This window comes from Olivibacter sp. LS-1 (assembly GCF_008245145.1).
In the GTDB taxonomy this organism is placed as follows: domain Bacteria; phylum Bacteroidota; class Bacteroidia; order Sphingobacteriales; family Sphingobacteriaceae; genus Olivibacter; species Olivibacter oleidegradans.
Genome location: NZ_CP041643.1, coordinates 2,069,590 through 2,090,961 on the forward strand (window position 1 = coordinate 2,069,590; position 21,372 = coordinate 2,090,961).

20 protein-coding genes and 2 tRNA genes are annotated in these 21,372 nt (G+C 40.9%); 16 read left to right on the top strand and 6 right to left on the bottom strand.

Going from position 1 to position 21,372, the window contains the following annotated elements:
* The first annotated feature begins 99 nt into the window (after positions 1 to 99).
* From FKG96_RS08290 to FKG96_RS08300, 3 genes are all read left to right on the top strand, one after another.
* Positions 100 to 1,614, top strand: coding sequence for a malate:quinone oxidoreductase (locus FKG96_RS08290; protein WP_149105313.1), 1,515 nt, complete (start codon positions 100 to 102; stop codon positions 1,612 to 1,614).
* Between the two features lie 348 nt (positions 1,615 to 1,962).
* A complete protein-coding gene (locus FKG96_RS08295) occupies positions 1,963 to 3,144 on the top strand; it encodes an ROK family protein (RefSeq protein ID WP_130856395.1) in 1,182 nt (393 codons plus the stop codon).
* Between the two features lie 240 nt (positions 3,145 to 3,384).
* Positions 3,385 to 3,861 carry a hypothetical protein gene (locus FKG96_RS08300; protein WP_013665531.1) on the top strand — a complete coding sequence of 159 codons (477 nt, stop codon included), beginning with the start codon at positions 3,385 to 3,387 and terminating at the stop codon, positions 3,859 to 3,861.
* Positions 3,862 to 4,127: 266 nt separating this feature from the next.
* On the opposite strand, the gene FKG96_RS08305 is transcribed toward FKG96_RS08300, so the two are convergent.
* Positions 4,128 to 4,201: transfer RNA gene (locus FKG96_RS08305), tRNA-Ala, on the bottom strand.
* A 147-nt stretch (positions 4,202 to 4,348) separates the two neighbouring features.
* On the opposite strand from FKG96_RS08305, the gene FKG96_RS08310 reads away from it, so the two are divergent.
* Positions 4,349 to 4,825 carry a hypothetical protein gene (locus FKG96_RS08310; RefSeq protein ID WP_130856396.1) on the top strand — a complete coding sequence of 159 codons (477 nt, stop codon included), beginning with the start codon at positions 4,349 to 4,351 and terminating at the stop codon, positions 4,823 to 4,825.
* Here FKG96_RS08310 and FKG96_RS08315 read toward each other — a convergent pair whose 3' ends face one another.
* A complete protein-coding gene (locus FKG96_RS08315) occupies positions 4,826 to 5,035 on the bottom strand; it encodes a hypothetical protein (RefSeq protein WP_013665533.1) in 210 nt (69 codons plus the stop codon). It abuts the gene before it with no gap.
* Positions 5,036 to 5,228: 193 nt separating this feature from the next.
* Here FKG96_RS08315 and FKG96_RS08320 point away from each other — a divergent pair, with 193 nt between their 5' ends.
* The 3 genes from FKG96_RS08320 to FKG96_RS08330 are packed head-to-tail and all read left to right on the top strand — an operon-like array spanning position 5,229 to position 8,018.
* The gene (locus tag FKG96_RS08320) at positions 5,229 to 6,602 is read left to right on the top strand and encodes a sensor histidine kinase (RefSeq protein WP_130856397.1); all 1,374 of its coding nucleotides are present in this window, start codon (positions 5,229 to 5,231) and stop codon (positions 6,600 to 6,602) included.
* Complete coding sequence (locus tag FKG96_RS08325; protein WP_013665535.1) at positions 6,599 to 6,982, top strand: response regulator; 384 nt, start codon at positions 6,599 to 6,601, stop codon at positions 6,980 to 6,982. The genes FKG96_RS08320 and FKG96_RS08325 overlap by 4 nt, the downstream gene beginning before the upstream one ends.
* On the top strand, positions 6,975 to 8,018 hold the full coding sequence (locus tag FKG96_RS08330; protein WP_130856398.1) for an adenylate/guanylate cyclase domain-containing protein: 1,044 nt from the start codon (positions 6,975 to 6,977) through the stop codon (positions 8,016 to 8,018). Before FKG96_RS08325 ends, FKG96_RS08330 begins: the two co-directional genes overlap by 8 nt.
* Before the next feature lie 7 nt (positions 8,019 to 8,025).
* Here the strand turns inward: FKG96_RS08330 and FKG96_RS08335 are convergent, their stop codons facing one another.
* Positions 8,026 to 8,895 carry a YitT family protein gene (locus tag FKG96_RS08335; protein ID WP_013665537.1) on the bottom strand — a complete coding sequence of 290 codons (870 nt, stop codon included), beginning with the start codon at positions 8,893 to 8,895 and terminating at the stop codon, positions 8,026 to 8,028.
* A gap of 4 nt (positions 8,896 to 8,899) precedes the next feature.
* Positions 8,900 to 9,481 (bottom strand): HD domain-containing protein, encoded by a 582-nt coding sequence (locus FKG96_RS08340; protein WP_130856399.1) that lies wholly within the window; start codon positions 9,479 to 9,481, stop codon positions 8,900 to 8,902.
* Between the two features lie 421 nt (positions 9,482 to 9,902).
* Here FKG96_RS08340 and FKG96_RS08345 point away from each other — a divergent pair, with 421 nt between their 5' ends.
* From FKG96_RS08345 to FKG96_RS08375, 7 genes are all read left to right on the top strand, one after another.
* The gene (locus FKG96_RS08345) at positions 9,903 to 10,550 is read left to right on the top strand and encodes a DUF6266 family protein (RefSeq protein ID WP_013665539.1); all 648 of its coding nucleotides are present in this window, start codon (positions 9,903 to 9,905) and stop codon (positions 10,548 to 10,550) included.
* Positions 10,551 to 10,622: 72 nt separating this feature from the next.
* Positions 10,623 to 11,234: a DUF6266 family protein gene (locus tag FKG96_RS08350; protein WP_130856400.1), complete on the top strand. Its 612-nt coding sequence runs from the start codon at positions 10,623 to 10,625 to the stop codon at positions 11,232 to 11,234.
* Positions 11,235 to 11,308: 74 nt separating this feature from the next.
* Positions 11,309 to 11,911 (top strand): RNA polymerase sigma factor, encoded by a 603-nt coding sequence (locus tag FKG96_RS08355; protein WP_130856401.1) that lies wholly within the window; start codon positions 11,309 to 11,311, stop codon positions 11,909 to 11,911.
* A 155-nt stretch (positions 11,912 to 12,066) separates the two neighbouring features.
* Positions 12,067 to 13,125, top strand: a complete 1,059-nt coding sequence (locus FKG96_RS08360; protein ID WP_130856402.1) for a FecR family protein — start codon at positions 12,067 to 12,069, stop codon at positions 13,123 to 13,125.
* 90 nt (positions 13,126 to 13,215) lie between these two features.
* The gene (locus tag FKG96_RS08365) at positions 13,216 to 16,350 is read left to right on the top strand and encodes a TonB-dependent receptor (protein ID WP_149105314.1); all 3,135 of its coding nucleotides are present in this window, start codon (positions 13,216 to 13,218) and stop codon (positions 16,348 to 16,350) included.
* A gap of 33 nt (positions 16,351 to 16,383) precedes the next feature.
* The gene (locus FKG96_RS08370) at positions 16,384 to 17,859 is read left to right on the top strand and encodes a RagB/SusD family nutrient uptake outer membrane protein (RefSeq protein ID WP_168204542.1); all 1,476 of its coding nucleotides are present in this window, start codon (positions 16,384 to 16,386) and stop codon (positions 17,857 to 17,859) included.
* Between the two features lie 39 nt (positions 17,860 to 17,898).
* A complete protein-coding gene (locus tag FKG96_RS08375; RefSeq protein ID WP_130856405.1) occupies positions 17,899 to 18,945 on the top strand; it encodes a DUF6528 family protein in 1,047 nt (348 codons plus the stop codon).
* A 114-nt stretch (positions 18,946 to 19,059) separates the two neighbouring features.
* On the opposite strand, the gene FKG96_RS08380 is transcribed toward FKG96_RS08375, so the two are convergent.
* Positions 19,060 to 19,133, bottom strand: a tRNA-Ile gene (locus tag FKG96_RS08380).
* Positions 19,134 to 19,196: 63 nt separating this feature from the next.
* Here FKG96_RS08380 and FKG96_RS08385 point away from each other — a divergent pair.
* Positions 19,197 to 19,829: an HAD family phosphatase gene (locus tag FKG96_RS08385; RefSeq protein WP_013665549.1), complete on the top strand. Its 633-nt coding sequence runs from the start codon at positions 19,197 to 19,199 to the stop codon at positions 19,827 to 19,829.
* Positions 19,830 to 19,852: 23 nt separating this feature from the next.
* Here the strand turns inward: FKG96_RS08385 and FKG96_RS08390 are convergent, their stop codons facing one another.
* Positions 19,853 to 21,058 (bottom strand): proline dehydrogenase family protein, encoded by a 1,206-nt coding sequence (locus tag FKG96_RS08390; protein ID WP_149105316.1) that lies wholly within the window; start codon positions 21,056 to 21,058, stop codon positions 19,853 to 19,855.
* Positions 21,059 to 21,149: 91 nt separating this feature from the next.
* On the opposite strand from FKG96_RS08390, the gene FKG96_RS08395 reads away from it, so the two are divergent.
* A complete protein-coding gene (locus FKG96_RS08395; RefSeq protein ID WP_013665551.1) occupies positions 21,150 to 21,356 on the top strand; it encodes an RNA-binding S4 domain-containing protein in 207 nt (68 codons plus the stop codon).
* The last annotated feature ends 16 nt before the right edge of the window (positions 21,357 to 21,372 follow it).

Sequence of the window (21,372 nt, forward strand, 5' to 3'; positions counted from 1 at the left end):
AAGTCACTTTGTATTATATATGTAAATAATTCTGTTCTTTTGTTATTTTTTTAAGAAAATGTAATCGGATGGTGTTATTTTTGCAAACCATAGATTGAAATGACTAAAAGTAACAAAAACACCATTCAAGAAAAGGATGCTGTATTGATAGGTGCGGGAATCATGAGCGCTACCTTGGGCATCATGTTAAACCAGATTCAGCCAGAAGCTAGTATAGAGGTTTTTGAACGTTTAGACGAAGTAGCAGCGGAAAGTTCAGATGCATGGAACAATGCAGGGACCGGACACTCTGCCCTGTGTGAATTAAACTATACGCCACAATTACCGGACGGTTCCGTCGAAATTAAAAAAGCCATTAATATTGCAGAACAATTTGAAGTCTCAAAAGAATTTTGGGCGCAATTGATAAGCAAGGGAGTTCTGAAGAATCCGGCTCAATTTATAAGAAGTGTGCCTCATATGAGTTTTGTTTGGGGAGATGCTAATGTCTCTTACCTTCGAAAGAGATATGAGACAATGAAGGATCATCATCTTTTTAGAGGAATGGAATATTCCGAGGATCAGCTTACCATCAAGGAATGGATTCCTTTGATTATGGAAGGTAGAAGCCCTGATCAACCGGTTGCAGCTACAAAAATGGATATTGGTACGGATGTCAATTTCGGAGCACTTACTCGTTGTCTATTTGAATATTTAAAGAAGCAGCCTAATTTTAAACTTCGTTTAGCTCATGAGGTGCGCGATTTAGAGCGTTTATCGGATGGTAGGTGGAAGATTGAAGTGAGGAATAGCACAACCAAGCGTAAACGCACGGTTATTGCAAAGTTTGTATTTATCGGTGCTGGTGGAGGTGCTTTGCCTTTACTCGAGAAATCAGATATTAAAGAAGGGAAAGGCTTCGGTGGCTTCCCGGTAAGCGGTCAATGGCTTCGATGCACCAACCCGGACGTCATCGCTCAACATGAAGCGAAAGTTTATGGAAAGGCAGCGGTTGGATCTCCACCGATGTCTGTTCCGCATCTTGATACACGTATCATCGATGGTAAGAAGGCCTTACTTTTCGGTCCTTACGCTGGCTTTTCCACAAAGTTCCTTAAAAATGGATCATGGTTGGATTTACCGGCTTCCATCAAGATTAATAATATTAGACCGATGTTGGCGGCAGGACTGGATAACCTGAAGCTGACTAAATATTTAATAGATCAGGTTAGACAATCACCGGACGATAGAATAGAGGCGCTGCGGGAATACGTGCCGACGGCTCGTAAAGAAGATTGGGAATTAGAAATAGCCGGACAGCGTGTACAGGTTATTAAAAAAGATCCGGTGCACGGCGGCGTGCTCGAATTCGGTACCGAGGTGGTAAGCAGTGCAGACGGTTCTATTTCTGCTCTACTTGGTGCTTCTCCCGGTGCATCAACTTCAGTTTCTATTATGATCAAACTGTTGCAAAAATGCTTCCCCGAACAAGTCAAAACCTGGGAACATAAATTTAAAGAGATGATCCCATCTTACGGTAAATCGCTAGCTACTGATGCAAAATTGGCCGGTGAAACCCGGAGGAGAAGCAGTGAAATATTAGAGCTACAACAGCTAGTCGAAGAAAATATTTAGTATTATTTAATAAAAAGAAACGGGCCGAAAGATCTTTCGGCCCGTTTCTTTTTTATATTTGATTGTCCGTTAATGAACAATTAATGTTCATTAACGGACAACGTCTAAATGAAATAGTTGTTTGAGAGGGAGTAAGGTCGATTTCTGAATTTGGCAACGCTATTGCTGCATGGAGGATGATAAATGAACTGCTTGGCTGCCGCTCAAAAGGATATGGGTAAATAAGCGCAGTCGGCACAGGTAAGCAAACTTCATTACCTTTTAAAGACGGATTATTCGAATGAAAATCAATATTAGGACAATACGTGATTATTGTTTAATTTTAGATAATTATTAATACTAACCGGTTTGACAGCAAAAATACTAAAACAACAACACCTTAGAAAAGCTATTCTAAGGCAACTATATTATAATGGTGCCTTATCGCTGGCCGATTTATGTACGATGACATCTAAAAGTTTACCCGTTGTGTCATCGTCTGTATTAGCACTATTGGAAGAAAGATATATTGTTGAGTATGGATTAGCTCCTTCAACAGGAGGAAGGCGCCCAATTACCTATCTTTTGAACCGGGAAAAAAACAGCTTTATTTTAGCAGTAGCTGTTGATCAGCTTGAAACACGGATCTGTATATTTAATCTCGGAAATGAGCTTGTTCAACCCATAAAATCCTTTCGCTTAGAAATTTCGCAGAATCCGATCGCAATTGATAATCTTGTTGCCTGTATCAAGCAAGTTCTTACGGAAAGCAAGCTGCCGGCCGATCAGATTTTAGGTGTAGGAATTGCCATGCCCGGTGTATACAATATGAAGGAGGGGATTAATCATACGTTTTTCCCCGATCATCAGCATTTGCCAAAACATTTAAGCAGAAAGCTGGGACTCCCTGTTTATGTTGACAATGATTCACGTGCTATTGCGATGGCTGAATTAAACTTTGGCACGGCTAAAGGTTATAAAGATGTAATGGTAGTCAACATCGGCTGGGGTATCGGATTGGGCATGATTGTAGATGGCGCGCTTTTTAGTGGGCATAACGGTTACGCCGGGGAGTTTAGCCATATCCCTTTGGCAAATAGTAATAACCTATGTTCCTGCGGCAAACGCGGATGTTTGGAAGTGGATGCCTCCCTGTTGGTTTTAGTTGAAAAAGCGAAGAGAGAGATGATGATAGGCGCAAAGTCTAAATTGGAACAACTTTTTCAGGACGATCATAATCTTTCCGGCGAACATTTATTGAATGCAGCGAGATCGGGTGATCCCTTGGCGGTTTCTCTACTTGCTGAGGGCGGCTTTATGATTGGCAAAGGTCTGGCAACACTGATTCATATCATGAATCCGGAACGAATTGTGTTAAGTGGACGAGGGGCAGCGGCCGGTAAGATATGGTTGGCTCCGATTCATCAAGCAATTAACGAGTTCTGCATTCCCAGGTTATCGGAACAAACCACCATTGCCGTGTCTGACTTGTCTAAAGAAGTGCAGCTGCTGGGAGCAGCAGCCCTAGTTGTTGAGCAATGTGACTTTTAATACCAAAGCATATTCTCTTTCAAACCTATTTCAAAGTCAACTAAATCAGCTGAGATTCAGGGATTCGCATTTAATATTTTAAACTCGAAACCGACCAAATGACGAAGGTAATCGCCGCACTGGCCGAACTGAATCTGCGCATGTGAAAATCTGTGTATCTTTGGCAAGAAATTTGCTACAACAGGACAAAATACATCTGGTGGATGTAAAAAAATTAGTTTAAAAACAAAATTATTTATTATGAGAAATCGATTTTTATCTTTATTAACTGTTTTTTTATTTGTATTCTTAGCACAGGAATCCAAAGCGCAATACCGCAATGCCTTGGGTTTAGGTATTGATTTAGGGGATGGACGTACTTTGGTTGGACCGCAATTAAAGCATTTTTTTAACTCAAAAGATGCTGCTAATGTGCAAGTTTTATTTGCCGATAACCATGTGTTGCTTGGAGCGGATTATTCGTATAACCAAGCGATTAGCGGAGCGAGAGGGCTTAACTGGTATATCGGTGTAGGTCCGCAACTAAGCTTTATTGACCGTGGACCTTTTGGCAATAAAACGTATTTTGCAATCCGTCCAGCTTTAGGTTTGGAATATAAAGTGCCTTCCGCGCCTTTAGCTTTCCATTTTGATTGGAAACCTTGGTGGACCCTAACGGACGAGTCGGATTTTGAACCTTCCCGTTTCAGTATTGGGTTTAAGTATACTTTTAACTAAGCGAAAGAGAACATACTATAAAAAGTCCCCGTCATTTCCGGCGGGGATTTTTTTATAGTATTGCTAAAATTCATTGGCGTGAAATGATGTTTTAACCAAATTGCTTCACCTTGTTCATATGGCGTGCTTTAGCCTTCCAATGTGTTTACTGAAACACTGATATCTTAGAACAATATACTAGGGAAGATTATTGAGACAATGGCCGATAAGTGAAAAAGCGGATCAAAAGAGCATAAAAAATCCCGCCGGTTGCGGGATCATTTTAGTGGAGATTACCGGAGTCGAACCGGTGACCTCTTGCATGCCATGCAAGCGCTCTAGCCAGCTGAGCTAAACCCCCAAAAGAATTTGTGTCGGCAAAGATAGTAATTCACTTTATAACTGCAAATTATTTGTAAAACAAGAGAAAGTCTTCCCTCATGGTTTTTGTACATTGAAACAATTCAAAAATCCTGCTGTTACGTTATAAATCAAAACTTGTATCTTAATGAAAGCAATTACAATAACTGGCTTTTCAGTAATACTCTCTTTCTTTTTATTCGCAGCTTGCAATAACAATAAAACAACAGATCAGACTAATGAAACCGACGCTGCCGACATTGATAAATCAACCACCTCAGTGGCACCACTTGAGGACAATAGAGATTCCATTAATCTACAACTGATTAATGGGGAGGCGGCCCAAGAAGCCAAGATGGAAAAGGGAAAACATGTGGTATTTTCATTTAATGTAAAAACCCTTGGAAAGTTATCCGCTTCTGTTAAACCCAGCGAACCCAATGGAAATGTTCGTATTGCTCAGATCTTTCTTCCCAATAATGTAGCAGACGGGCCTTTTGGCCCAACCATGGAGTATAACATAAAAGAACCCGGAGTCTACCGTATCGTTGTTAGCGAAAATCAAATGGCAGGTGAACCCTATAATGGTCCTTTTACTTTTTTATTGAAAATAACGCCACGATAACTAATGCCGGTGTTGCGTCATATTGGTTAACTTTTCGACAATTGGTGTATTGTTACCCGATATGTCATATCGGCCGTCATTATAATCGATACGAGCAACCTCATTCTTTAGGTTGTCAAAGACAATGAACGATTGTTTGTCATAAGTGGTGGAATAGCCCGTCCATTCATGGTCTATTTCATGGGCCCATTTTGCAAATCTTTCTAACATAACAGTAATTTGATCAATAATTTTTACGTTTCGCCCCCTTTCACTATCTACTATTGTCTAAAACAAGAAGTAGCGCAAAAAGTTTAGCCTTCCATCGAATTGTTGTTGTAGGTGCAGGTGATTTTATCTATGTTTGAGCAAAAAGTTATAGTTTTTTTAATAGCTACTTATTGGCAAGCTAAACCTTTGTTTTATGACACTAGAGCCCATATTTGCACTTCTCCTGATTAGTTTCCTTAAAAAGAAGGTCAACTATCAAAAGGTAGATTACGATTTGGCTAAATATCTTCAGTTTGGCTTTTATGTGAGTATCGCATTGATCATCCTTGACGTTGTTTCAAGCACTTATTTGGTTACCTTGCTTGTACAGGTCTTCCTATTTGCTCTATTGTACCTTGTTTACCGGAGACAGGAATTACAGGCGGGAAGGCACATGATTTTTTCGATATTGCCTTATGCTATCCTTTCATTTATCAGCTCTTTTGTCCAGGAGTTTTTTCCATCATTTTACAAAAAAACGGATGATTTTTTCGAGAGTGCCGTGTTGTTTGGCGTTCTTTGGTACGGAGGCATGTGGCTCGTGAACAGAAATCAACGGAAAGCTTTAGAGAGGGAACGAGCTAGACGCGAAGCGGAAGAGGCGCAACATCGGATTATGGCGCAGCTGAAAGTCGATTTAGAACACGAAGTAGCACAACGCACGGCCGAGCTGGTTAAACAAAAAGAAGAGTTGCAAGTGACGCTCGACGAATTAAGAAATACCCAAGCCCAACTTATTCAATCGGAAAAAATGGCCTCTCTAGGAGAGCTCACGGCCGGTATTGCCCATGAGATACAGAATCCCCTGAATTTTGTGAACAATTTTTCGGAAGTGAGTATCGAGCTATTGGACGAATTGAAAGGAGGGCCTCTGAAGGCACTGGAAGGAGCTCGACAAGAGGAGGCAGAAGAAATTATAGCAGACCTAACGCAGAACTTAGACAAGATTAATTTTCATGGTAAAAGGGCTGACGGTATCGTCAAAAGTATGCTCCAACATTCTCGTAGCAGCAGTGGAAAAAAAGAAATGACCGATATTAATGCACTAGCGGATGAATATGTTAGATTGAGTTATCACGGCTTGAGAGCCAAGGATAAATCGTTCAATGCCACTATCGATACCCAATTTGACACCGCCTTGCCTTCCATTGAAGTGGTACCGCAGGATCTCGGCCGTGTGCTGCTTAATCTTTTCAATAATGCTTTTTATTCTGTCAACGAGAAGAGAAAACACATAGGTGGGAGTTTTATGCCAAGAGTAACCGTTATTACCGAACATATAGTTGATGATGCTCAAGAAGCATCGATTAAGATTACGGTGGCCGATAATGGCCTAGGCATACCAAGTGCCGTCTTAGAAAAAATATATCAGCCCTTCTTCACGACCAAGCCAACTGGTCAAGGCACCGGTTTGGGATTATCTATGAGCTATGATATTATTACAAAAATGCACGGAGGAGAGTTAAAAGTGGAAACAATAGAAGGAGAATACGCAAAATTTATTATTATCATACCCGACAAGCAATGAAAGTATTAGTTGTTGACGACGAGATCGATATACAGCCCTTATTCCGACAGCGATTTCGTAAGGAAATCAAAACGGGATCCATCATTTTTGAGTTCGCATTGTCTGGAGAAGAAGCTGTTCAGTATCTTCTTCACGATGGTTCCGAAGTTGTTCTTATCCTGTCCGACGTCAATATGCCAGGTATGAGTGGGTTGGACTTGTTATCGCATATCAGGCAGAAACACGGAGGGACACCACCTTTTGTGATGATGATTACGGCCTATGGAGACGAAGAAAACTATCGGCAATCGATGCAATTAGGTGCTGATGACTTTTTGACGAAACCACTTGATTTTAACTTGTTAAGGGAAAAATTAAAAAATTTAGAAGAGCATGGCTAAGATATTAGTTGTAGACGACGAGGCAGATCTCGAACTTTTGATCAGGCAAAAATTTAGAAAGAAAATCCGAGAGCAAATCTATTCATTTGTTTTTGCCAAGGATGGCTTGGAGGCGCTCCAATTGTTAAAAGAAGAAGAAGATATTGATATTATTTTGAGTGATATCAATATGCCTGGTATGGATGGATTGACCTTGCTTACTAAACTCCCGGAGGCCAATCCCGTAATCAAAGCCGTGATGGTTTCGGCCTATGGAGATATGGAAAATATCCGTACGGCAATGAATCGAGGTGCGTTTGATTTTGTCTGCAAACCGGTGAATTTTGATGATCTGGATGTAACAATAGAAAAAACACTGGGACATGTGGAACAGATCAAAAGCACATTAAAGGCCATTAAAGAGAATAATATCCTAAAGATGTATGTGGATGAGAATGTGCTCAATTTTATGACGCATCAGGAATTTGAAAAAAGCTTATTGATCAATGAGACCATTGAGGCAACAGTTGTGTTTATTGATATTTGTGGTTTTACGGCCATTACGGAAACTGTCGCCGCTGATGATGTCGTAAAACTGATTAACGACCTGTTCGATGTAATCGTGAAAGAAATTATCAGTTACAATGGACACATCGATAAATTTATGGGCGATGCGGTGATGGCTGTCTTTAAAGGGGAGTATCACTTGGACCGGGCAATTGATGCGGCGCTGGCAACGAAAGAAAAGATTGCAGCTATTGAGGCGATTCGATCCGGCGATCACACCTTTAAGCCCGACGTCTCTATAGGCATCAATACCGGCGAGGTAATTTCCGGTAATATTGGATCAGCTTCACTGAAACGCTTAGATTATACCGTTATAGGTGATGCCGTTAACTTAGCCCAACGCTTACAGTCCATAGCCAAAGCCGGTCAAATCGTTGTTGCTGAACATGTTTATGAACAGGCCAAGCAATCGTTCGGCTTTTCATCGCTTGGAACCGTAAACTTGAAAAACAAAGCGAATCCTGTCAATATTTATGAAGTGACTGCATAGTAAGGGATTAATGTTCCCTTGCTCTTCTCTTCAATATACCGCCCGCTGCTTCCTTAATGGTATTCGTATATACGAAGGCTTGCGGATCAACTTGATGTACCATATTCTTGAGCCTTCGTACTTCAAATCGAGTTACCACCGTAAAAACAATATCAACGGGGTGGCTCACATCAAAACTTTCTTTTAAGAAGCCGCGCTCACCTTTATAGACCGTAATGCCTTTTCCCATGTCTTTTACTAACCTTTCCTTAATCAGTTCGCTATGGGCTGATATAATATTAACCGCTGTATATTCTTCGAGCCCTTCAATTACGAAAGTAATAGCCCTTGATGCGGTATAATAAGTCAGAATGGAATAGAGTGCAGTCGGAAGTCCCAAATGAACCGCTGCAATCAAGAAAATAATAATGTTGATACCTAAAATAATCTCACTGATGGTAAAGCTGCTCCGTTTAAGGGTATAAAGGGCGAGCACCTCAATACCGTCCAAAGCGCAACCGCCTCGCATGGATAAACCGACGCCAATTCCCATAAAAACACCTCCAAAAATAGAAACCAGTAGTTTATCGGATGTGATAATCGGGTAAGGAACATATAGCAAACATATACCTAACAATATAACGCAGGCCAATGTTTTTAAAGCGAATTTCTTGCTTACCTGGAAGGCGCCCATTATAATGAGGGGTAGGTTGGCGAGTACGATGACATAAGCGATGTTAACATGGTAGATTTCGTGTATTAATAAAGATATTCCGGTGATACCACCATCAAAAAACTGATTAGGGACCAAAAAACCTTTTAAGGCAAAACCACAGAATAAAATACCCGTAACTACATAAATAATGTCACGGGCGATCGCCGTCGATTTTGAGTTCATATTGCTAAGATTCCGAATTTGTCTTTAATTTGGTTAAATTTTCTTCTTTTAATTTATTACGTAATGCTTTTGCGGTATTGCTAAAATATCGATGATTTGAGAGAAACTCCAATTGTAGCTGCATATACTCCTGATGAGAAGATACGGTGCCAAGCGCTAACATTTCACGATAGAGTTTTTCGCTTATCTCAAAAAAATCTGCTCGCCCCAAATAATCTAAATCTGCATCGCAGATAATTTCTTCCAGGTGATTTTTTGGTTGCTGTGGCACTTTCGTCGCCATGATTAAGTCGCTAATTTGGCTGATATCCTGCTCGCTATAGGAATAATGAGGGAGATACCTGCGCGCCATATGGCATGAGTGTAGTTCGTGATTTTTAGTAGATATTAAGAAACCCGTATCATGAAAAAGTGCCGCAGTCGATAACAGCTGTAATTCATTCTCGGTAATATGTTCCTGTGAGCCGATTTCTTTTACGGCATGCATAACATCTTGCGTATGGTCCACATTGTGATAGCTAAAAGAGGCAGTAAGCTCGTGCCTTAACTTATCTAAAATGAATGTAGTAACCCGTTCAAGTTGCATTTCTATTGTTATAGAAGGCTAAGATATTAAAATTTCTTAAATGGTGAGGAAATGCTCGTAAGATCGTGAAGCTCCTAGTTAGCGCCGGATTTGCTTTTTAAAGAGCTGATTGGGCTTGAAATGAGTGGCAGAAAGCTTCTTGCTATCCTATTAAAAAAACATAACAAAAAAGGAATAAAAAATTATAAAGACAATAGTTAAATATCCAATTTCATAGTTTTTTAATAGTTTTGTTATCGTAAAATGATCGTAAAATATACGATGAATTTACGATAACGAAACGATAACTTTACGATAAATCTGCACTTTTTATATATTTCTTTTTCTATTCAAACTTATTTTTTTCTACTTTTATTGTAAACGATAGGTATAAGTCCTATCAACAGAGAGAAAAGCGTTATTTAGCATTTAAATCTAAATTATGGGAACTTACAACAAAGGCATAAATGGACCTTTTAGTGGTAAAACAGGTAGCATTATTGGCAGTCGTTGGCGAGGTGTAAATTATATTAAAGGCTTTTCGCGGACTTACAAGAATAAAGGTAAACCAAGTGAAGAGCAAGTTTTGCATTATAAAAAATTCAAATTACTAAATGAGTTTTTTATTCCTATAAAAAAAGTGGTGGAGGTGGGTTTCGGAAATTACTTACGCAAAGCTACTGCGCGTAATATTGCTTTTCAGCAGAATTTTGATCATGCTTTTTCACTTGACGAAAATAACGAGCCGCATTTAAACTATAGTTTGATTCAATTCAGCAAGGGAACTTTATTTACCGCGGGGGCTGAAAAATTGGAGATAGTGAAGCCTGGGCAGATAAAAGTAACCTGGAATCCGAAAACCTATGGATTGGGTGGTTCCTTAGATGATCAGGTTCATATTTTATGTTATACAGCGAGTAGTGACCTATTTGATTCACCAGACACCACGCCTTTGCGCTATCAAGCGGAAGCTACGGTTAGATACGAGGCATTAGAAGGCGAGTGTATTCATGTATGGTTATTTCTTAGCGATAGCCAAAAAAAACGAGTATCTCCTACCAAATATCTTTCTATAACCAACAACCAATAACCAACAACCAACAACCAATAACTAATAACCAACAACCAATAACCAACAACCAATAACCAATAATATTAGCTTATGGAATTTTTCTTTGATGCAAATATACCGAAAAAGGAAAAAGAACCTTATGGAAAGCTTGCCAGCCAACAGCGCATGAGATTGGCAATGGCCTTTTTGAACCCTTTACGGCCTGTTATCAACGAGGGTTGGAGCCAATATGGCAATGGTAAAAAGAGTAAAGCCTTTGGGCAAGCATTAAAAAAAGTAATACAGGAGGCGGTTGCAGGCACCTATCCTGATCAAATGATTGTTCCTGAAAGGGTAATGATCAGCATGGGAGCTTTACCCCCGCCTGCCATAGCCGATGTGGTGCGATCGCCCGGTATATTGGAAGTCTTTTTTACGAACGAACCACATCCAATGGCAAGAGATAGCGATGAACTGGTATTAATTGTAATCAGTCCCGAGCTCGGCATAGGCGCCAAGAGTGATCAGGTTTGGTATCGTAAAGACGGACGTATCGAAGTAGAACTTCCACCACAATTTGAAGAAGGCTCTTTTCATGCTTATACCTACTGTCATAACCGAAAAAAAACCAGCTATTCAAAAAGTTATTATTTAGGTTATTTTGAGGCGCTTCTTGATCAAAAGAGGGGCGACGGAAATATTCATGCTCAGATAAAACATTAAGATTTATTCATGATTTATTAATAAAGGGACTTTAGTTTTGATGATTGGAAATATTCTGTTGGTAATTCAACGCTATGACGACCTCCTTTTCAACTGTGCTTGCCGAGAAAAAGCTTATAGATCAAATGAAAGCCGGTGATCCGGTAGCTTTCGGAAAAATTTATGATCATTACAGCCAGGCGATTTATGGTAAATTGCTGAAATTTGTGAAGATCAGTGCTGTTGCCGATGAAATGCTTCAGGACGTCTTCTTAAAAGTTTGGGAAAATCGCCATACATTGGATTCAAATTATTCGCTTAAGCCTTGGTTGTATAGGGTTACTGAAAACGAAATTTATAAGTTCTATCGAAAGGTGGCATTGGATGTCAAACTACAAACGCATATTCTACAGACCTTTGATGAACTTTACACCCATACTGAAGAGGACTATTACCTCAAAGAAAGCCGCAAACTATTACAGGATGCAATGACCGATATGCCACCACGTTGTCGCGAGGTTTTTGAGTTATGCCGTTTGCAAGGAAAAAGCTATGAAGAAGCGGCATTACAATTAGATATATCGATATCAACCGTTAGCAATCATCTTGTTCGCGCAACCGCTATCGTTCGAAAAACCCTATTTCAGTCCACCGACATGGCAATGATCGTTGTAACCGCCTATATGGTTTATCGCTAGGTGATAAATTTAAGAAGCTTCATCCCTAACTTTTTCCTCCATGAAAAATCGAAATAAGACGATTGCATTTCGTTAAATCAGGAAAAAATAAAAAAAATCAAAAGTGATTAGTGTGTTTTTCCTGCTCGCGCATATTGGTAATAAAAGAGCAAAAAGTGGATAAACAGCGACGCCCTATTACCTCCTTACTTAAAAAGTATATTGAAAATGCATGTACGCCGGAGGAACTACATGCTCTCTTCGCGTACTTTGGCACCGCTGACGAAGGAGAATTACGTTTACAGATCCGGGAATTGATCGATCAGGAGGATGTGACTATGAAGAGAGAGCAAGACCACCTTCAAACGATCAAATACCGATTGATGGAACAGATTACCGCGAAAACACCTAAAAACAGAAGTTACTATTCTTTCCGTTACATAAAGTATGCTGCTGCTATATTTCTGTTCGCACTTATAGCAAGAGCGCTGGTTGGACACTTTTCAAAAGCCCCTGAAAAAAAGGAAACGTTGTTAACCGAAAATAAGCACCGGTCAAAGATTTTTCAACAACAGAATTTTTCAAAGGATGTGCGTGAGCTTAGACTCGTGGACGGATCGAAAGTAACGCTATACCCGCAAAGCGTTTTTCTGTATAACGAAGATTTTGGCAAAGACAATCGGAACATTGAGCTGGTGAAGGGGCATGCCCGCTTTGAGGTGGAGCCAAACCCAGGAATTCCGTTTATTGTGAAAAGTAAAAGTTTAATCACGAAGGTGCTGGGGACCGTATTTGATGTTAACCTAGCGCGCAAAAACGCTGCTGATGTTAAACTTCTCAAAGGTAAGGTAGTCGTTTATAGTGGCAAAGATTTCAAGAAAGAGACGTATTTAATACCTGGGAAAAAACTCAGTTTAAACTTGGAAACAGGTTTAGTGGAGGTTACTGCAATTAAACGGACACAATCACTTAAGAAAATACCATCTTTAAAAACCGAAGAATCGGCTGTTTCTCTTTCATTTCGAAATACCTCGATTTCAGAAACATTCAGAACCTTAGAAAAATACTATAAGGTATCAATTGATTATAAGGATCGGGATGTCAAGAATCTGTATTTTACCGGTAACCTCGACGAAGATATGCCACTGTTAACTACACTTTCTATTATCTGTAATATGAATAATCTATTATTTGATCAACGTGGGGATACTATCCTGATTCATAGAAAACAATAAATAATCAAAATATAAACAGCGATGAACTGCAAAAATTGCGGTATGGCTTCTTATTGTGTAAAAAATTAAAATAAGATAAACAGACAATTTATGAAGAAACAAACTTTTGAGTGTTGCTTTTGGCTACTGTTGCTGCTCGTGTTGGCAAAACCGGGATTTGCGCAGCAACAAGCAAGTATTAAAGGGGTAGTTGTTGATACTGCCGGTAGACAGTTGGAAGGGGTAACGGTAACTGTTCAATTGAGGGAAAATCAGCCTGTAAAAACCACAATTACAGACAAACAGGGGCTATTTCAAGTTAACGGCTTACAAAATAGTGCTACCTATAGACTTAATTTTCGGCTGGTGGGGTATAGGCCATATAGCGAAGAGGTGCTTACCAATCAGGGGTCTATCAGCTCCATATATATCAAATTAAAGCCTCAGGAGACCATGTTGGATGAAGTGGTGCTAATTGGGTATGGTACAAGCAAGAGAAAGGACCTTACCGGTTCGGTAAGTACCATCTCAACGGAAAAGTTAGCAGATTTACCTGCAACCAGAATTGATCAGATGTTGCAGGGGCGCGCAGCAGGCGTATATATTAAATCAACAAACGGCGCCCCAGGAAGTCCTACCACCATCCGTGTCAGAGGCTCCAGATCCATAAGTGCGACCAACGAACCCATTTATGTCATTGATGGTATTGTTGATCCAAGTGGAACAAACCTGAACTCAATTAACCCCGCCGATATCGAAAGCATTGATATCCTTAAAGATGCTTCTACAACAGCTATTTACGGCTCCCGAGCCGCCAATGGGGTAGTACTGGTTACGACTAAAAAAGGGAAGGTGGGTAGAAATGATTTTCGTTTTTCTACGAATCAGGGGGTATCGCAACTAGCAAAGCGGCCGGAAATGATGAATGCGAGAGAGTTTGCTGAGTTTATAAACGAAGCCCGTATATTCGGGAAGCAGCCGGCGCTATATCCGAATGTAGATTCAGTCATCAATATAGTCGGCGAAGAAGGTACAAATTGGATAGATGCGGTAACTCGTGACGCTCCGTTTTCAAGTTATGACTTATCAGCGTCGGGAGGAGCAGGAGGGGATCATGGTTATACTTATTATTTGTCCGGTAATGTATTAAACCAGCAGGGTATTATTGAGAATACCGATTTTAAGCGTTATCAGGGGCGTCTTAACTTTACGAAGAACCTCTCGTCCAAGGTTAATCTTGGCGTTAATCTTAATATCAGCCGCGAAAACAAGAAGCTTAGTAGCATGAATTTAGGATCGAATACGGGCTGGTCATCCTCTTATGTTTTTTTAGCACCTACTATACCTATCTATAAAGCGGACGGAAGCTATGAGACATTCAATCCTATCTGGTATACAGGAGGACATATTGATAATCCGGTAGCGATTGTGAATAAGATCACCAATAAGCAGCTCGCTAACAACGTTATTGGAAACTTTTACCTTCAGTACGAACCGATTCCGGGGTTAAAGCTAAGGTCTTCCTTGGGTATCAATTTTATCAATCAGCGTGCGGATTACTACAGTCCTTCGGATATGCCAAGCAAGATTTATAACAAGGTTATGTACGGCTCGGCCTCTTCTGATATCTACAATACCAGTAGCTTAATTAATGAAAACACAGCGAATTATACGAAAAGCTTCGGAGAGCATCACTTCGATTTTCTTCTTGGAACGAGCTACCAGACCAGGGATATCGACCGCTTATATGCTTCGGGTTCGCGACTTACGAATGATATTACGCAATACAATAACCTAGGGATTACAGAACAGGAGAATCGGGGCATCGCTTCCAACCTGGATGAAAATACGATTGCCTCTTTCTTGGGACGCATTAATTACGATTACAAAAATCGTTACTATTTTACCTTTACAGGTCGTAGAGACGGCGCCTCCAATTTTGCCGCAGGAAAGAAGTGGGGCTTTTTCCCATCAGGTGCTGTCAAATGGAGAATCTCTAATGAATCCTTCTTTGAGCATGCTAAGATCCGTAGCGCGATATCCGATCTTTCCCTCCGGGTCAGCTACGGTTTATCGGGAAATCAGGGTATTGCCAACTACCAGTCTTTGGCTTCATTATCGGCAAACAGTAATGCGTATATTTTCGGAGGTACGCAGGCGTTGGGTTATACGCAGGGAAACATTGGCAATGACGGGTTGACATGGGAGACCACCTCTCAATTGGACGCTGGACTTGATGTTGAATTCCTTAATGGAAGAGCGAGCTTTACGGCCGACTATTATCGGATGGTGAGCAAAGATTTGTTACTGACCGTTCAGATTCCATCACAAACCGGGTACGGATCACGTATTGTTAATCTCGGAAAATCATTAAATGAGGGTTTTGATTTTTCACTAAGTGGCGATGTGATCCGAAATCGTAATTTCACATGGAACGCACTCATCAACCTCTCAACAAACCGACAGGAAGTAACCGATATCGGTCCGCTCAGCAGAGTTTCTTTAGATGCCGGCATCGGTTACGGCGTACTTACGAGTTATTTAGAAAAAGGTGTACCCATCGGTGCTAATTATGGTGTTGAATATGCAGGAACCTGGAAAAGTCAGGAAGAAATAGATGCCGAATTGAGCAAGCCTGCCGGCGAGAGAACCCTGGTCTCAACGGCCAATCTTTATAGACCTGGAGGACCACGATATGTTGATTACAACCAGGATGGGGCACTAAACGCGATGGACTACCATTACCTTGCGCCGGCAAATCCTAAATTGTTTGGTGGATTTGGAAGTACATTTACTTACAAACGGGCTATGCTTGATTTCTTTTTTCAGTTTAGTCAAGGCCATAAAATGTTCAATGCCATGGAATTTTTCGCAGGGATGGGTTCTTCTTTAACGAACCAGTACAAGTATATGGTTGACCGTTGGTCGCCAAATAATCCAACTTCGGATATTCCGGCAGTGGAATCACGTGATAACATACCGGGCGACCGATTATTGCATGATGCTTCTATCCTTCGGCTTAAATCAGCTCAGCTCAGTTATAACCTAAAGGGTTTGTTGTTGAAACGGCTTGTTAAAGTTATGAAGGTGTTTGTCAGTGGCACGAACCTGTTTCTGCTGACAAAGTATAATGGATTTGATCCCGAAGTAAATAGTGGCGGTAGTAGTTCAACAATCATTGCTACTGACAATGGGAACTATCCGAATAGTAGAACAATAACCCTCGGACTAAATATGACCTTTTAATCCAAATTGACAATGAAAACAAGAATAATAACAATGAAAATATATCTGTTTATGTTCCTGCTAACTGGGAGCATGCTGATTGGAGGATGCGAAAAAGCCTTGGACGAAGATGCGAAGACCTTCATTGCTCCGGATAAGTTTTTTACCAACGGCGAGCAATGTACACAAGCCGTCAACGGCGTCTATGGATCTTTAAACACGATTTATGGATCGCCGGAATTTTGGCGGATTGTAGATCTGGGTACCGATCTTTCTTATACGGAAGATGCAAACAATCTCATCCCGCATGAATATACCTTCACTTCCGGAAATACAGGTACCGGTGGCATTTGGAGCGCAGCCTATACGGCTATTAAGAACGCAAATATGGTAGTCAACCGCGTATCACAAGCTCCTATTGACGAACAATTAAAAGGACGGCTTGTTGGAGAAGCAAAATTTCTACGGGCCCTTTATTACTTCATACTATCTAATTTTTGGGGAGATGTTCCGCTATGGACGGACGAGCTGAATGTAGATGCGGTAAGTCAGCTTGCACGAACACCACTAGTTGAAGTTCGAGCTCAGATTATAAAAGACTTGAGCGAGGCCGCTGAGACACTTCCATTAAGTTATGGCACGAGCGATGTAGGTAGGGCAACTAAAGGAGCGGCCTTGACCCTTTTGGCTAAAGTATATCTTTATAACAAAGAGTGGACAAATGCGCAGCAAACCGCACTACAGGTTGTTCAAAGCGGCCAATATTCGCTGTTGCCAAATTATGCCGATGTTTTTGATGTGCATAATCGTTTTAAAAACAATGCGGAGTCCATTTTCGAAGTTCAATTTCTTCGTGATGCTGCCACTGCCACCAATATCAAAACACACCAGCAGGTATCCTATTATATGCCTGCGAGAGATCCGGGCAAAAGCACGTATGCAGGTGTAGACTTCGGGAACTATATTATCGATGGATGGAGCGTTTGCAGGCCAACGCTTAAATTAGCGAAGATGTTCGAATCGAACGATCAACGTAAGGATGTTGTGCTCGGCTATGGTTATAATGGGCAGACCTTTACCAAATGGCCGAGACCGGACCACCCCTGGTTCGGGCCTAAATTTTGGGATCTGGATGCCAATGCGCAAGCAAGTGGTAAGAACCTTTATATATTACGTTACGTAGATGTCTTATTGATTCTGGCAGAGGCTTATAATGAAGATGGAAATATAGCAGAAAGTACAAAATGGCTTAATGAAGTAAGGAAACGCGCTAAATTGAATGAGCTCGCAAACCCGTCACAGGAAAACCTACGTGAGGAGATCATGAAAGAACGTGCCATTGAATTTGCCGGTGAATTTCAACGAAGATGGGATTTAGTTAGATGGAATAAGCTGGTGGAGGCCGTTAAATCGGTTGCTGACGACAATCCGATCGGAGCGGCAAATATCAAACCGTTTCACAACTATTATCCGATTTCTGCGGAGGAGATTATAAAAAATCCAAATCTAACGCAAAATCCGGGTTACTAGGTTTTTACGATGAGTAAGTTTATTAATCTACATAATTCAATGAAAAGATTATTAATTTTTTGCATGGTTTTTATTTTTGCCTGCTGCAAAGAAGATAAACAAGCTTTTTTACAGAAAAGCACCACCATGTCAGCTCAAGCTAAAGGAGTGACGGAAGCGGTTACTGACGACTGGATATGGGCCGGTAATCAGGCTACTAATAAAATTGAAATCTATGATCCGGGGGTCGAAGACTGGAATAGCTCCACTGCGCTGAAATGGTCGTGGAAACCGGAGGCAGCTAAAGGCTATTCTCAATATGCGCTAGACAATTGGGGGCTGCCGACAGATTTCAAAGTCCGCACTGTTAACGTATGGGGAGGAAACCATTTAGTTGCTTCCTGTTCAAATGGTTTAGTTACGATTGCTTCTTATCCTGGGGGGATAAAGAAATGGGCATATAATCTCGGATTTAATCCGCATGGTGTAGAATTGTTACCAAATGGAAACATCGCCGTTGCTGCTACAGATAAAGATTCGGTATTGCTTTTCGCCTCTTCAGTTGGAACGGACAATTTGGCCCATGCAGCCATTCGGCTTAATAAAGCGCATGCCGTTTTATATGATCCGGTGGAGCATATTCTTTGGGCAACCGGTAATGATTTTGTGATGGCCATGCAGGTAGGCGGAACAGATGCCGCTCCTACCTTGACGGAAATCCCTGAAAGACGGGGGCGTTTGAACACAACCAGCAGTGCTAATCCCTATGGGCATGATCTATCCCGAGACCTAAATGATCCTAATATATTATGGGTGAGCACCAATGGGGGCGTTTATCGCTTTGATAAAACAACAAAAGCGTTTACGGACGCTCCTAATCTGCTTAACAAGACTTTTGTGAAAGGCATCAGCCGACAGCAGTCCGGTCTATTTGTACTTACACGTCCAGATTCGGAGAAGACAACCGAGCTACCCGATCCTGTTACCAGTCCAACTTGGTGTACACGCTATGTGGATATTTATTCCAGCGATGGCTACTTTCAATATTATCGGACAAAGAACGGTGCAAAGTTTTACAAGGCGAAAATTTTTCGTACGCCCTATTGAAAAGGAACGTAAAGAATCACCGGAAAATAAAAAAGGTGTTTATCAGGATCAAATGAATAGTCTATCTCAGATGGATATAAGCAACAAACCCCTCGTAAAGAGGGGTTTGTTTTGTGCTCCCACCTGGGCTCGAACCAGGGACCAAAAGATTATGAGTCTTCTACTCTAACCAACTGAGCTATAGGAGCGGCAACCATTGCTGATTTGCGAGTGCAATTTTACATATTTGTAGGCACATTTTAAAATTAATTATGCAAAATATTGAAAATATTATCTTCGATTACGGCAATGTAATCTTCATGATCGACTTCGCTAAGGCGCATAAAGCCTTTACCGATTTGGGTGTCAAGGGAGTAGAAAAAGTGTTTGCGCATACCGAACAAAATGCTTTATTTGATGATTTTGATATGGGAAGAGTTTCTGCCGCGCAATTTAGAGATGGGATACGTGAAGTTACGGGAAAAGCTGACTTAACAGACCAACAAATTGATAATGCATGGAACTCCTTGTTAATCGGTGTACCTAAAGGCAGACACGAATTATTATGGCAACTAAAAGATCGATACAACACCTTTTTACTTAGTAATAACAATGAAATCCACTATCAATCCATTATGGAGTACCTGAAAAAAGAACATGCCTTGGAAGATAACAGCAGCTTTTTTATCAAAGATTATTACTCTCATTTATTAGGCATGAGAAAGCCAAATTCGAATATTTTTGAATTTGTTTTGCAGACACACCAGCTCGAGCCGGAAAAGACATTATTTATTGATGATAGCCCCCAGCATCTTGTTACAGCCAAAAAGCTGGGAATACAGACGGAATTATTGACCGCTCCTGATACCTTAGAACTCTTGGTTCAACGGCGAAAGCTTCTTTGAAAAATAGCCGATGGTCTCATCGGCTATTTTTTTCTGCGATTTTTTTCTTTTATGATAAGGCTCAGTTCGCGGCCTGTTTGTCCGGCAACAGAGGTATTCTCTTGCGCTCTTCTAAAGAGGTAGGGCATTACCGCTTTTACCGGCCCGTAAGGCATATACTTTGCCACATTGTATCCGGCAGCGGATAAATTAAAGCTAAGATTGTCACTCATGCCCAATAATTGGGCAAAATAGACTCGGCGATCACCTCTCGCTATTCCTCTTTTATCTAATTCCGTTGCTAGGAGGTAACTGCTGGCCTCGTTATGCGTGCCAGCCATAAAACCTATTCGATCAAGGTTGTCCAAACAAAAATGGATAGCCTCATTATAATCACGATCAGCGGCTTCTTTATTTGGTTGTATGGGGGATGGATAGCCCCTTTCTTCAGCTCGCTTTCGTTCAATTTCCATATAGGCGCCACGCACTAACTTAGCCCCAACATAAAAATTATCAGTTTGAGCTAAGTAGACATCTGCCTTTAAAGCAGCCAAAATATCGTGGCGGTAAAGCTGATAGGTGTTGTATACGATTGCTTTTTCCGTATTGTATTTTCGCATCATGTCTCTAGCCAAGTCATCAATGGTATCCTGTATCCATGAATGTTCGGCATCGACTAACACGGCAACGCCTGCTTGATGTGCAAATGCACATATTTTTTCCACCCGGTTTTTTACACGTGCAAATTCAGCCGCTTCTGTTTCCGTCAATGGTTCGCCTGTATTTACCTTTGCCAGCAAATCAAAGCGGCCCAGGCCCGTTACTTTAAAAACGGAAAACGGAATGTTTGTATCCTTTTTAGCGCGCTCGATCGTGCGAATGGTCTCAGCCAACACGTGATCAAAAGCTTGTTCACTTTCTTCACCCTCTACCGAATAGTCGAGGATGGTTCCAACGTGTTGAGAAGCCAATTGTTGAATGGTTTTTTCGCAGCCTTCAATTGTTTCTCCGCCACAGAAATGTTCAAATATCGTTTTCTTGATGAGACTTGTAATAGGTAGGCCGATATTAAGCGCAAAGTTCGTTACCGGAGGACCTACTTTAGTCAAAAAATTACTGGAAATAATTTTAAACAGCCAATAAGCTCTGTTTAATTCGGCATTGCTTTTACTGCGAAAAGCGATTTCAGTGTTGTCGAAAGTAAGATCACTCGCGGCAACAGATTGTGGTTCTTTTGATGGCGAAATCATGGAGCAAACTTAGAGAAAAAATCGATGGCTTAATAGCAGAAAATGTTATTTTCGTTTGCTTTCATCTAAGAATTTTATGTAGGTTTGGTTTATGATAAATTTTACGCTTGATAGTGAATATATCCATCTTATTCAATTGCTAAAGGCTGTCAATGTAGTGGAGAACGGTGGAGAAGCACAAGCTGTTGTAAGTGAGGGGCTCGTGAGCTGTAATGGCGTCACGGAGTTCAGGAAGCGCTATAAAGTTAGAAAGGGTGATGTCATTGAGTTTTTACAATATAAAATAGTGGTTGACTAGTTATCTGCCGTCAGAA